The organism is Caballeronia mineralivorans PML1(12), assembly GCF_001028175.1.
Classification (GTDB): domain Bacteria; phylum Pseudomonadota; class Gammaproteobacteria; order Burkholderiales; family Burkholderiaceae; genus Caballeronia; species Caballeronia mineralivorans.
On the sequence record NZ_AEJF01000001.1, the window covers coordinates 1 to 12,205 of the forward strand.

Below are 12,205 nucleotides of genomic sequence, written 5' to 3' on the forward strand. Positions count from 1 at the left end.
TCAACCCCGACTTTCCGATTCGCTGCGAAGCCCGTCCTGCTTGGCTCCGCGACATCCTCTATCGCGCCACGCCTCACCCACTTTCTCACTTCCCTTCGCCTCATCGAGAAGCGAAGGAACGGAATTCTAGTGCCCGTTTCAGCCTCGCGCAAGGGGTTCGCGAAAAGATTTTCAGCGATCACTTCACCCGCTCTGACAATGCGTGCAAAACCGGCATCGCAGAGAGGCGGTGCCCTGATGGTTCAAGCGGACTCATAGCGACTACAATCTAAGGTTCTCTGCACCTGATAACTGCCTCCTATGCGCTCGCGAATCGCCAAACGACTCCCCCCGGACGCCGACAAGCTTGTCGGTCTTTCGCTCTCGCTGTTCGCGTCGGGCAGCCGTATAGAAGATCGGTTCTGGGAAGCTCGCCTCGACACGCTTCTCGGAAAAATTGTTCGCAACGGCAATCAGACTGCACTCGATGCCGCACTCGACCACCTCCAATTGAAGTTCCCGGACGCCTATGGCGCGCTCGCCGACATGGCGGAAACGCAAAGCGAGTCGTTCGCAATCGAGATCGACGGCGTGCCGCACGAAGCGCTGCTGATCGCCGCGCCAGTACTGGCTTGGACGCGTTACTCGATCCCATCCGGGCCGCTCAAGGCCGATGTGGTCGACGCATTGCGCACTCAACTGCAAGCGCATGTGCTCGCGGAAGGCGCCAAGGTCGCGGTTGCTCCGTATCTTTACAGCATCGACCAGTTGCCGCGGCATCACGTTGAAACAGCACGCGTCGCGCAGCAACTCATGCAAACCGTGCTCGGCCACGCGCCTGCGCGCCTCAATCTCGCCGACTTGCCAGAGACGTCGCCGATCCTCGCCGATCCGCGCTTTTTGCTTGCGATGGCCGTTGTGCCCACCGGCGCAGCGCTGTTTCAGTGGCAAGAGGAAACGGCCGGCGCCCGAATCGAACGCGGTCAGTGCCTCGAACGCTGGGCGGCGCAAGGTGGCGCCAGTTTTGCGGCCATCCTGCCCGGCTGCGAGTTCGAATGCCTGCTGCCCGACGCCTACTATTCGGCTTGCCGCGACGCAGACGAACAAGTTCGGCCACACTCGGTCCGCACTGCCGTTCGATACCTGTTCGATACCCTCGGCACAACGCCCGACGAACTGCGCGCCGTGATTGCGGGGTTCGGCGAGCAGCGCGTGGACGAATATCGGATCGGCTTTACGCGCCGTGGCAATAACGATGTGATCTATGGCGTCGTCTGGCCACTGTACGGACGGGAAAACGGCGAAATTGGCGCGGCGGAAGAAGCAGCCGAACTCGAAGGCGCGGACGGTCCTGTCGAAGAGATCGTTGCGTTGCTGAAGCGCTCGGGCGTAACTGACGTGCGTCGGCATACTGGCCGTTTCGAGCCGGAATATTGCGACGACTGCGGCGTGCCACTGTATGCGGATCCGCTCGGCGAAATCGTCCATGCGGAAATGCCGGAAGACGCCGAGCCCGCCCAGCCGCATTTTCACTGACTTGAGAGGCCGTACCGGTTGCGGCTCTTGCGCCGAACATTATCGACCCGTGTTTGCGTCAACGTACGCGATCGAAGAAAGCATAAAGGCCGTTCCAACATCCGTTGGAACGGCCTTTTTTTGCAAGACGCGCCAGCCATACTTGACCATGGATTAAAGGCTGCGGGATGTTTCCGGCGTCGGCGTGGCGCGAACGAACAAGCGCACTCCAATATCGATCGCCATAAATGCAGGGCGATGGTGCCGGGCAGGCAGCATCAAGGCCGCGACATCCGGCCCGCTGTGCCCCCTGTAACAAAGCAGTCCCAAGCGTTGGGTTCACGGCTTCGAAGGTGAGTTCTCGGCGATCGACCCACCATCTTCAGATGCAAAACTGTTAGCGGCATATCTCGTACGCGTTGCATGCCCATCAGGCCCTGCCGTCCGGCTTCGCTGCGCTATCGAACGAACGAAATTAATCGCGACCTAGCGGGAAGGTCAAGATCCCCTGTCCCATTGTCAGATCAAAACAACGCCATTGATTGATTTGAGCATGGGCAAGCACCGTTATCTCCACGTGACGGGATGCCAAGGCACTGAAACGCACGTCAGATACGTCTCATTAAGTCTTGTATTCACACGCGCACATGAGACGCGTCCCAATTTCGACGGCGGGCATTTGAGACTCATCCTAGCTAACGAGCTGTGAACGAAAATTAATTCGCCGGATCGCTCACTAAGCAAAACAGAGCCCGAGATTTTGTGCGTAATGCCTATGCCATTCGGTCAGGGCGCAATTTCGGCCGCGATTGGTCACTATCGGTTCAGTCGCATATCGCCCGCCCGGAAGCGGGCATCGCGCCGAACTCATATAACAACGAGGCACGCATGAAATTCACCATAGTCAATTCAGAAGCAGAGCGGCGCGAAGGTCTGAAAGCGCCTTTACGGCACATCGACCGGCGCGCGCGATTCAACGAGGCGAAAGACTGGCGGCAGGCCGCGAGCGCGGTCCTGCGGCTCGATCCGAACATGATCGTGATCGACTGGCACGACGCCATGCGCATGGCCGATCTGCGCACGCTGCTGAATGCCTTTCCCAAGATCCCCGCGGCGGTCATTGTGGACGAGGCGTCAACCGCGCAGGTCCGCCAGCTTCTCGACGCCGGAGCGCTCGGCGTCGTGCCGCGTAATCTCGACCCCACGCTGATTGTTTGCGCACTTGAGATGGTTCTGCTGGGCGGCCATTACGTCCCAGCGCGCGCACTCGTTCCCGCGCTGGAACCCGTGTTCGTGCCGCGCCGCGACGCCACGACCTGCGCTTGGCGACGCCGGCCCGCTGCCGCCTTGCTCACTTACGCGCCGCTTCCGGAGATCGACGAGCATTTGCTGCCGATGGCAGCCGAACCTCAACCCCGCTTCGGCGACCGAACGCGGTCATTTCAAAGCCAACACACAACGCGTGATTCCGCGCGTTGCGTGTTGGAAAATCCCCGCTGGCACAGTCAATGCACACGTTTTCGGGCGCAAACGAGTAATATAAGATTTATGGGTTTCTTCTACACACCTCTTCCGCTTTGGCTCGCAATAGGTGGCTGGATTGTCACTGCGGGCGTGCTCGCGCTTGCAATCTGGAAGAACCCGTTTCGCCGGTTGCAGGACGGGACGCTTCAGCACGTCTGGTTCGGAATCGTTGTTGCAGTGACGGTATTGTGGGCTTGCAACACTTGGTTCGAAGACGGTCCCGCCATTCACCTGCTTGGCGCCACGCTCATGGTCACGCTGTTCGACTGGCAACTTGCTCTGGTCGGCATGGCCGTGACAACCGGGTTGGCAGCCGTCGTGCTGGATGCATCATGGCCCGGCGTTCCCGTGACCTTCATACTGTTCGGGGCATTGCCCGTCGTCGTGTCCTCTCTGCTACAGAAAGCCATCCAGGCGTGGATCCCGCGCAGCCTCTTCGTTTTCATCCTCGGTCACGGTTTCCTGACGTCGGCATGCGCCGTCGCGGTGGCGTGCTCCGCGGGACTGCTGTTGCAGATCGTACTCGCCGATGGCCGGCTTATTGTCCCAGCTGGATTTACGCTGGCCGCGTCACTGCTGGTGGCAGGCGAAGCATTGTTCACAGGCGTGTTCACCATCCTGATCACCGTCTACCGGCCTACCTGGATCACTACGTTCGATGTCCGGCGTTATCGGCTCGATCGTGGGCCGCGCGTCTGACCGCCACATCGATTTTCAAACGTAGTTCCGCATCACAATCCATCGCGGAGCCTGTGCCGAGGCCGGTCATCGTCGGCGGGCCGGCGAAGAATTTAATATAAGATGGAACTCCCGTTCACTCGCGGGCATCTTACGTGCCTGTTGTCTCTTTAGTGCAGAACCTGATGGATAGTATTCAAGTACCGCGTCGACTGCTCCGGGTGGTCGGCCGGCTGGTGGCGATTGCATCAATGGCGACCCTCGTGTCGGCCGCTTGCAGCGCTACCGCGTTCGCCGACACACTCGACGAGCGCAACGAGCTCGTCAATCACTTCGTCACCGACTTCAACGCCAATCCCTTGATGGCCGACTGTGCCGCGCACGGCAGTTTTGTGGCGAGTACATCGACGGCGTTCGACCATGTGGAGTTTCCGGCCAGTTCCTTCGATTCCGCCCACGGCAGCATCGTCCCGTGGAACGACTCTTTCGACGAACATAAGCAGCGCATCAAGGTCGACAACGTCGTGACGGTCGAAGGCCTCGGGGTGAGCAAGGACGGCGGCTCCAGCCCGTCGACACTCAAGTTCCGCTGCGGTTATGTAGGCAGCCAGATGCTGGCCTTCGGCTGGAACGATCCCGTGCCATCGGCCAGACCGCGCGCCGAACCCCGCTCGGGCCACGGCGCAAAAGGCCGGCATGGCGCGGTCAAGGGCAAGGCGGGATCGAAATCGAAAGCAGCCGGCGGCAAGACGACAAAAAAATCGTCGAGCAAAAAGAACCCGTAACACTGACGCCAAAACAAAAGGGCGTGATCGTCAGTCAGAGATCACACCCTTTTGATTGAAGCTCGTCGAAACACCCGTAATGCGGGCGTGTGTTCGGTTCACTCCCAAACGTCAGAACGCCTGCAGATGCCGCAGGATAGCCTGAAGCATCGATGCCCCCAGCGCAGCGCTGCGCTCACCGTTCCAGCCCACCCGCTCGTCCGGCAGATTCGCGTTGTCCTTGAACGGCATTTCGAGCGTCAGCGACAAACATCCAAACTCATTGCCGACATACTTCGACGCCAGTTTCAACGCGTCCGTCTGGTACTTGCTCGCTTCGTAGCCGTACACGTCCTGAAAATCCGGGCTCGCCTGCTTAAAGCATTCGATGAACGCCTTCTGTTCCTGCGCCTGTTTTTCGGTGAAGCCGGGTAGCATCTCCGAGCCCGCCACGAACACGTAAGGCAATGCTTCGTCGCCGTGGATATCGAAGAAAAGATCACAGCCCAATGCGTGAATGGCATTGCGCACGGCGAGCACTTCGGGGCTGCGCGCCGCGTCGGGCTCCATCCATTCGCGATTCAGGTTCGCACCCGCTGCGTTCGTGCGCAGGTTGCCAAGCGCGCTGCCATCGGGATTCATGTTCGGCACGATGTGGAACACGACGTGATCGAAGATCAAACGCGCAACCGGGTCGCCCGCCCAGTCGCCCCAGCCGGCCAACCGTTTGATCAGACCTTCCACGAACCACTCGGCCATCGTCTCGCCAGGGTGCTGGCGCGCGATGATCCACACGTTCTTCTTGGGCTTCGCGGGTTGCGCCTCCTCTTCGCTCAACCCTAGCGTCACCAGCGACATCGGCCGGCCCTGCACCGTCCGGCCTATTTCCGTCAGCGTCGCGTGCGGCATCTGCTGCACGGCGCCGAGGAAACCCGCGTGACGCTCTTCACTATACGGCTCGAAATACGCGTAGTAGACCGCGTCGAAATCGGGTGTGTGCTCAATGGTCAGCACGCGGCCGTCATAGCGTGTCGGCACGCGGAACCAGTTGATCCGGTCGTAGCTCGCTACCGCGCGATAGTCGCGCCAGCCGTCGGCGAACGCGCAGTCAGCGGCGTTCTCGAAGGTCATCGTGAGCGGCTCGTCGCGCACGCCCGAGACGCGGAAGTAAAACCACTGCGCGAAATCGGCGTGGCTGTCGGGACGGACACGCAGGCGAATGGCCGCGGGATCGTCGGTGGACAGGACGTCGATCGCGCCTGCATCGAATTGACTCGTGATTGAGATGCTCATGACGCTTCCTTGATTAATACCGTCGAGGCTTTATGGACCAAGCCGCCGGCGATACACATAAGTCGTTTCAGTCGATGCCTTTTTATCGAAGGCATAACCTTCGCTGTCGAAATCTTTCAGGCCTTCCGGCTCGTCAATCCGATTTTGCACCGCAAACCGCGCCATCAAGCCGCGCGCGCGTTTCGCGTGAAAACTGATGATCTTGTACTGGCCATTCTTCCAGTCCTGGAACACGGGCGACACCACCGGCGCGTCCAGACGCTTGGGCTGCACCGACTTGAAATACTCCCCCGACGCACAGTTGACCAGCACGCGTGCGCCCTTCTGCTTTTTCATCTGCGCGTTCAGTGCGGACGTGATGCGCTCGCCCCAAAACGCATACAAATCCTTGCCCCGCGCGTTGGCGAACCTCGTACCCATCTCCAGCCGATACGGTTGCAACAGATCCAGCGGCCGCAGCAATCCGTAAAGCCCCGACAGCACGCGTACATGGTGTTGCGCGTAGTCGAGATCCGGAGCGGGCAGCGACCTCGCGTCAAAACCCTCGTAGACGTCGCCATTGAACGCCAGCATCGCCTGCTTCGAATTATGCGTGCCGAAAGTCGGCGACCAGTCCGCGTAGCGCTGGAAATTGAGTCGCGCGAGCGGATCGGAGATATGCATGAGGCTGCCGATTTCCTGTGGAGAGAGCTTGCGCAAGCCATCGATCAGTTCAGCGGAATCGGCGGCGAATTCAGGCAACGTGTGCTTCGTGACGTGAGGCGGGGTCTCGTAGTCGAGCGATTTGGCCGGCGAGAGAACGATTATCATAGGGGCTCGCCGGCATGCTGCCAACGATGAAGACGGAAACCCTCGATTGTATCGAATGAAAAAATCCCCCGCGCTGCGCGCCGTGCTGGATTCGAATGTCTGGATCGACATCCTGGTATTCGACGACCCTATCACGCGGCCGATTCGCGCCGCGCTCGAAGCCGGTACGCTGGAAGCGTTGATCGATGCGCGCTGCCTCAAGGAACTGACGTATGTGCTGGACTATCCGCAGTTCGTCCGTTTTGCCGTGAATAAGGCCGAAGCGCTTGAAACGGTCGCGCGGCTTTCGCAACTCGTCGAACCCGAACCGCTGCCCGAAGACGCCCCGCCGTTGCCGAAATGCCGCGATCGCGACGACCAGAAGTTTCTCGAACTGGCGCACGCGATCAAGGCGGACTGGCTGGTATCGAAGGATCGCGCGCTGCTTAAACTCGCCAAGCGGATCGCACGCGACTTCGGGTTTCGAATCGCCCAGCCCGCGCCGTTCGTGACCAGCTTTGAAGCACACATTGAGGCCAATACGGAAACGAACGCTCTCGATGTTTAAAATGGGACACATTTTCCCTTAGCGCAGCCGATCGCCCACACCATGAACGCCTCGCACGACCTTCCGTACCCGTCCGCTGTCCCCGCCATCACCTCGCGCCTGCCGAACGTCGGCACGACCATCTTTACGGTCATGAGCGCGCTCGCGACGCAAAAAGGCGCGGTCAATCTCGGCCAGGGTTTTCCCGACTTCGCGTGTGATCCGCGCATTGTGGACGCGGTGTCGAACGCCATGCGCGACGGCCACAACCAATATCCACCAATGGCCGGCACCGCGCCGCTGCGCCACGCGATCAGCGAAAAGATCGAGCGCCTGTACGGGCGCAAATACGACGTCGAACGTGAGATCACGGTCACAGCCGGCGCGACCCAGGCCGTCCTCACCGCTATTTTGTGCTGCGTCCATCCGGGCGACGAAGTGATCGTGATCGAGCCGATGTACGACTGTTACGTGCCCGCAATCGAACTGGCGGGCGGCAAACCCGTGTTTATATCGCTGGAAGCGCCCGACTACGCGCTGCCCTTTGACAAGCTCGCCGCCGCGATCACGCCGAAAACGCGCCTGCTGATCATCAACTCGCCGCACAACCCGACAGGCCGCGTCTGGCGCACCGCCGACATGCAAAAGCTCGACGAGATCATGCGCGGCACCGACGTGCTGATTCTCTCCGACGAAGTCTACGAACACATGGTCTTCGACGGCGCCCCGCACGAAAGCGTGTGCCGCTATCCGGACCTGGCCGCGCGTAGTTTCGTGGTGTCGAGTTTCGGCAAGACCTTTCACGTGACGGGCTGGAAGCTGGGGTACGTCGCCGCACCCGCCGCACTGACCGCTGAATTCCGCAAGGTCCACCAGTTCAACGTGTTCACCGTGAACACACCGATGCAGGTCGGCATCGCGGAATATCTGAAAGACCCCGCGCCATACCTGGAATTACCTGCTTTTTATCAGCAAAAGCGCGATTTTTTCCGCGATGGCCTCGCCAATTCACGCTTCAAGCTGCTGCCTTGCGACGGCACGTATTTCCAGTGCGTCGACTATTCGGCCATCAGCGACCTGCCCGAGGCCGACTTCTCGCAATGGCTCACGAGCGAAATCGGCGTTGCCGCGATTCCCGTCTCGGCGTTCTATCACGAGAGCCATGAATCGGGCGTCGTACGCTTTTGCTTCGCGAAAAAGGAAGAGACGCTGCGCACCGCGCTCGAGCGTCTCGCCAGCCTCTAGATCTTCGGCAGCGCTTTCTTCTGCGCTTCCATGAACGCGAGCCGGTCCGCCGTTACTTTCTGCGCGGCCGGCCGCTCGCCTACCAGCTTGTTGTGCGCCTTCCAGTCGACCCCTGCTTCCAGCAGAAAATCTCCTCCATAAATCGCCTTCGTCGTCAGCCCGATCAGCGGCAAATTCACGAATGCACTTACATCGGCGATACTGAAGGTCGTGCCGAGCGCGTACGGTTCAAACTTCGCAATCCGCCTGAATCCCGCAATGCCGTGCCGAAGCCGTTTTTCCGCGCGCACCTTCGTGTAGTCGGTTACGGTGCCGCCGAAAAACGCCTGCTTGTATAGCTCGCGGGCGGCCAGTTCCAGGTGGGTTTCCATGAACACGATCATCTCGCGCTCCTTGGCGGCCGTGAACGGATCGGCGGAAAAAATGGGCTTCTGCGGATAGACGCTCGCCAGATATTCGACGATCACCTGCGACTCGCACAACGATCCGGCTTCGGTCTCCACGTACGGAACCTTGCCGAGCGGCGAGCGCGCGAGTGTTGCTTCGTCCTGGCCGAAATTCGCGCGCACCTCCTCGAACGGAATGCCGTGTTCGAGCAGCACGAACTTCACCTTGTTCACGTAGTTGGACAGTGGAAAACCATACAGCTTGAGCATCTTGAGTCTCCTGGACATCTTTCGTTTTTAAGCAAAGCAGGCAATCGGCGGCCTTTTGGGGCCACCTCATAAACAGTACGATCGTGCTAATCTAGCAAATAAGGAGTGAGACACGCCATGAGTTTTCGCGACATAGAGATTCGGACGCTGGGCATTGTCGGCAGCGGCGCCATGGGACGCGGCATTGCGCAGATCGCGGCGCTGGGCGGCCTGACCGTCCGTCTGTACGACACCAACCAGCAAGCCATCGCGGCCGCGAGCGACTATCTCGCCGATACCCTGAACAAACTCGCCGCAAAAGGCAAGCTGAACGAAGCCGACGCGCACGCCGCGCTGGCACGCATTCATGCGGCCGGCGCAATCGGCGACCTGGCCGATTGCGATGTGGTGATCGAAGCGATTGTGGAAAAGCTGGAGATCAAGCGCGAGTTGTTCCGCGAGCTGGAGGGTGTGGTCGGCGAGCAGTGCATCCTGGCGTCGAACACGTCGTCGCTATCGATTACCGCTATTGCCGCCGGATGTGCGAAACCGGAGCGCGTGGTTGGCCTCCACTTCTTCAACCCCGTGCCGCTGATGAAAGTGGTCGAAGTGATCGACGGCTTGCGCGGCGACCCCGCCGCCGGCGACGCGCTGATGGCGCTCGGCCGTCAAATGGGCCACACAGCCGTGCGTGCGAAGGACATGCCCGGATTCATCGTGAATCACGCCGGGCGCGGCATGAATACCGAAGGCCTGCGGATCGCGAGCGAAGGCGTGGCGAGTTTCGCCGATATCGACCGGATCATGCGCGAACAAGCCGGCTTCCGGCTCGGGCCATTCGAGTTGCTCGACCTGACAGCGCTCGACGTCTCACATCCGGTGATGGAATCGATCTATCACCAGTTCTATGAAGAACCGCGCTTTACGCCATCGCCGATTACGGGCACGCGACTCGCCGGTGGTTTGATCGGGCGCAAGGTTGGTGAAGGCTTTTATAAGTACGTGGACGGCAAGCAGCAGATTCCAGATGAAGCGCCCGCGCCTGCAACGCTGCCGCGTCGCGTGTGGGTGAGCCGCTCATCTGCCCATGCGCGTGAGGAAGTGTTCAAGCTGATCGCGAAGATGGAAGCGAATGTCACCATCGATACCGGCGGCACGCCCGCGTTGGATTCGCTGATCATCGTCACGCCGCTCGGTCACGATGCGACCACTGCGTGCGTCGCGGAAAAGCTGGATGCGTCGCGCACGGTGGCTATCGATACGTTGTTCCCGCTCGCCGATGCCGCGCGCCGCACGATCATGACAACGCCCGCCACGACTGCCGAATTCCGCGACGCCGCACACGCGCTGTTCGCTTTCGATGGCGTTCCAGTCACCGTGATCCGCGATTCGACCGGTTTTGTCGCGCAGCGTGTGGTCGCGACCATCGTCAACATTGGTTGCGATATCGCGCAGCAACGCATCGCGACGCCAGCCGATATCGATCTCGCCGTGACGCTCGGCCTTGGCTATCCGCGCGGTCCGCTCGCCCTCGGCGATGCGCTCGGCGCGAGCACCCTCCTCACTATCCTGCGCAACATGCAGGCTGTGCTCGGCGATCCGCGTTATCGTCCGTCGCCGTGGCTCACGCGCCGTGCGCAACTCGGCCTGTCCCTTACCTTCGATGAGGCCGCACAATGAGCGCCGAACTGCTCTCCGTCCGGCCCGCCGAAAGTGACACCACGCTTGTGCTCAAGCTGTCCAACCCGGGCGCGCGCAACGCGTTGCATCCGGATATGTACGCGGCCGGTATCGAAGCGATGAATACCGCTGAACGCGATTCATCGGTGCGTGCCATCGTGCTGACCGGCGCCGATAACTTCTTTTGCGCCGGCGGTAATCTGAACCGGTTGCTCGAGAATCGCGCGAAGGATCCCTCGGTGCAGGCAGCGAGTATCGACATGCTCGGGGAATGGATCGTGGCGCTGAGGTCATCGACGAAACCGGTGATCGCGGCCGTCGAAGGCGCGGCGGCCGGCGCGGGTTTCTCGCTCGCGCTGGCGTGCGATCTGCTGGTCGCCGCCGACGATGCCAAGTTCGTCATGTCCTACGCTCGCGTGGGCCTCACGCCCGATGGCGGCGGCTCGTGGTTTCTCACACGCGCGTTGCCGCGTGCGCTCGCCACCGAAATCCTGCTCGAAGCGAAGCCGATTGACGCAACGCGACTGCACGAAGTCGGCGTCGTGAACCGCGTGACGAAGCCGGGCGAGGCGCTCGACGCCGCCATCGCCTGGGCGGATGAACTGGGCCGCATGGCACCGAAAGCGCTCGCTCGGATCAAGATGCTGATCGCTGCCGCCGAGACACAGCCGTTGGCGGAACAACTGGACGCCGAACGCGATGGTTTCGTCGATGCACTGCATAACGGCAACGCGCTCGAAGGCATCAACGCGTTCCTCGAAAAGCGGCCACCGCTCTATAAATGACCTCCACCACGTCTACGTACGAACTGCCCAAACGCCGCCGCATCTTCCTGATGCGTCACGGCGACGTCACTTACTTCGACGCAAGCGGCCGCGCCATCGATCCGGAAAGCGTGCCGCTGAATGAACGCGGCCGCGACGAAGCGAGCGCCGCGGGAAGCGAGTTCAAGGCGCAACAGATTCGCTTCGATAAGGTCATCGCAAGCGGTTTGCCGCGCACCCTTGAGACGGCACAACGCGTGCTGGCCGAAACCGGTCAGCAGATCGACATCGATGTCTGGCCGCAATGGCAGGAGATTCGCGGCGGCCGGCTGGGTGATCTGCCATCCAAGGATTTCGAGCGCGCGTTTCTCAGCGTGTTCGATGGCATCGTGCCCGAAACAACAGCGTTTCTTGGTGGTGAAACCATCGGTGAACTGCTCGATCGCGTGCTGCCGCCGCTGCAACGACTGCGCGACGATGCATCGTGGGACACCGTGCTGCTTGTGCTGCACGGCGGCGTCAATCGCGCGTTGTTGTCGCATGCGATCACCGGCGGCGGCCGCACGTTTTTCGGCCATCTTTCGCAGACCACGGGCTGTATCAACGCGCTCGATGTCGGCGATAAACCGGGCGACTGGGTGATCCGCGCGCTGAACCATTCACCGCCCTCGCCGCTTCACGCCACCGTACGAAACACGACGATGGAACTGCTCTACGCGCAATTCGTCCGCTTTAAATCACTTATGAAGTAACAGTCGCTATGGGGCTTGAACGCAGAACGACAGCGTCGAG

At 60.8% G+C, this 12,205-nt stretch carries 11 protein-coding genes; 8 read left to right on the forward strand and 3 right to left on the reverse strand.

The window, feature by feature from the left end; translation table 11 throughout:
- The first annotated feature begins 300 nt into the window (after nt 1-300).
- The 3 genes from EOS_RS00005 to EOS_RS00015 all read left to right on the forward strand — a co-directional run bounded on the left by EOS_RS00005 (nt 301) and on the right by EOS_RS00015 (nt 4,481).
- Complete coding sequence (locus tag EOS_RS00005) at nt 301-1,515, forward strand: DUF2863 family protein (protein ID WP_047844555.1); 1,215 nt, start codon at nt 301-303, stop codon at nt 1,513-1,515.
- A 1,527-nt stretch (nt 1,516-3,042) separates the two neighbouring features.
- A complete protein-coding gene (locus EOS_RS00010; protein WP_047844603.1) occupies nt 3,043-3,717 on the forward strand; it encodes a membrane protein in 675 nt (224 codons plus the stop codon).
- A gap of 164 nt (nt 3,718-3,881) precedes the next feature.
- Complete coding sequence (locus tag EOS_RS00015) at nt 3,882-4,481, forward strand: BspC domain-containing protein (protein WP_047844556.1); 600 nt, start codon at nt 3,882-3,884, stop codon at nt 4,479-4,481.
- 111 nt (nt 4,482-4,592) lie between these two features.
- On the opposite strand, the gene EOS_RS00020 is transcribed toward EOS_RS00015, so the two are convergent.
- Together EOS_RS00020 and yaaA are read right to left on the reverse strand one after the other, a co-directional pair.
- Nucleotides 4,593-5,753 (reverse strand): M14 family metallopeptidase, encoded by a 1,161-nt coding sequence (locus EOS_RS00020; RefSeq protein WP_047844557.1) that lies wholly within the window; start codon nt 5,751-5,753, stop codon nt 4,593-4,595.
- A gap of 30 nt (nt 5,754-5,783) precedes the next feature.
- Complete coding sequence (gene yaaA / locus EOS_RS00025; protein ID WP_047844558.1) at nt 5,784-6,563, reverse strand: peroxide stress protein YaaA; 780 nt, start codon at nt 6,561-6,563, stop codon at nt 5,784-5,786.
- A 55-nt stretch (nt 6,564-6,618) separates the two neighbouring features.
- On the opposite strand from yaaA, the gene EOS_RS00030 reads away from it, so the two are divergent.
- Both EOS_RS00030 and EOS_RS00035 read left to right on the forward strand, forming a co-directional pair.
- Entirely contained in the window at nt 6,619-7,110 is a 492-nt protein-coding gene (locus tag EOS_RS00030; protein WP_047844559.1) for a putative toxin-antitoxin system toxin component, PIN family, read from the forward strand.
- 42 nt (nt 7,111-7,152) lie between these two features.
- Entirely contained in the window at nt 7,153-8,334 is a 1,182-nt protein-coding gene (locus tag EOS_RS00035) for a pyridoxal phosphate-dependent aminotransferase (protein WP_047844560.1), read from the forward strand.
- Here EOS_RS00035 and EOS_RS00040 read toward each other — a convergent pair.
- Nucleotides 8,331-8,990 (reverse strand): glutathione S-transferase family protein, encoded by a 660-nt coding sequence (locus tag EOS_RS00040; RefSeq protein WP_047844561.1) that lies wholly within the window; start codon nt 8,988-8,990, stop codon nt 8,331-8,333. The two genes, EOS_RS00035 and EOS_RS00040, sit on opposite strands and share 4 nt — an antisense overlap.
- A gap of 117 nt (nt 8,991-9,107) precedes the next feature.
- Here EOS_RS00040 and EOS_RS00045 point away from each other — a divergent pair, with 117 nt between their 5' ends.
- The 3 genes from EOS_RS00045 to EOS_RS00055 are packed head-to-tail and all read left to right on the forward strand — an operon-like array spanning nt 9,108 to nt 12,165.
- The gene (locus EOS_RS00045; RefSeq protein WP_047844562.1) at nt 9,108-10,649 is read left to right on the forward strand and encodes a 3-hydroxyacyl-CoA dehydrogenase; all 1,542 of its coding nucleotides are present in this window, start codon (nt 9,108-9,110) and stop codon (nt 10,647-10,649) included.
- Complete coding sequence (locus EOS_RS00050; protein ID WP_047844563.1) at nt 10,646-11,434, forward strand: oxepin-CoA hydrolase, alternative type; 789 nt, start codon at nt 10,646-10,648, stop codon at nt 11,432-11,434. Before EOS_RS00045 ends, EOS_RS00050 begins: the two co-directional genes overlap by 4 nt.
- Nucleotides 11,431-12,165 carry a histidine phosphatase family protein gene (locus tag EOS_RS00055; protein WP_047844564.1) on the forward strand — a complete coding sequence of 245 codons (735 nt, stop codon included), beginning with the start codon at nt 11,431-11,433 and terminating at the stop codon, nt 12,163-12,165. Before EOS_RS00050 ends, EOS_RS00055 begins: the two co-directional genes overlap by 4 nt.
- Nucleotides 12,166-12,205: the final 40 nt, after the last annotated feature.

What these genes read in the sequence shown, in the direction of transcription:
- EOS_RS00005 (WP_047844555.1), top strand. Translation starts at nt 301, where the DNA reads ATGCGCTCGCGAATCGCCAAACGACTCCCCCCGGACGCCGACAAGCTT.
- EOS_RS00010 (WP_047844603.1), top strand. Translation starts at nt 3,043, where the DNA reads ATGGGTTTCTTCTACACACCTCTTCCGCTTTGGCTCGCAATAGGTGGC.
- EOS_RS00015 (WP_047844556.1), top strand. Translation starts at nt 3,882, where the DNA reads ATGGATAGTATTCAAGTACCGCGTCGACTGCTCCGGGTGGTCGGCCGG.
- EOS_RS00020 (WP_047844557.1), bottom strand. Translation starts at nt 5,753, where the DNA reads ATGAGCATCTCAATCACGAGTCAATTCGATGCAGGCGCGATCGACGTC.
- yaaA (WP_047844558.1), bottom strand. Translation starts at nt 6,563, where the DNA reads ATGATAATCGTTCTCTCGCCGGCCAAATCGCTCGACTACGAGACCCCG.
- EOS_RS00030 (WP_047844559.1), top strand. Translation starts at nt 6,619, where the DNA reads ATGAAAAAATCCCCCGCGCTGCGCGCCGTGCTGGATTCGAATGTCTGG.
- EOS_RS00035 (WP_047844560.1), top strand. Translation starts at nt 7,153, where the DNA reads ATGAACGCCTCGCACGACCTTCCGTACCCGTCCGCTGTCCCCGCCATC.
- EOS_RS00040 (WP_047844561.1), bottom strand. Translation starts at nt 8,990, where the DNA reads ATGCTCAAGCTGTATGGTTTTCCACTGTCCAACTACGTGAACAAGGTG.
- EOS_RS00045 (WP_047844562.1), top strand. Translation starts at nt 9,108, where the DNA reads ATGAGTTTTCGCGACATAGAGATTCGGACGCTGGGCATTGTCGGCAGC.
- EOS_RS00050 (WP_047844563.1), top strand. Translation starts at nt 10,646, where the DNA reads ATGAGCGCCGAACTGCTCTCCGTCCGGCCCGCCGAAAGTGACACCACG.
- EOS_RS00055 (WP_047844564.1), top strand. Translation starts at nt 11,431, where the DNA reads ATGACCTCCACCACGTCTACGTACGAACTGCCCAAACGCCGCCGCATC.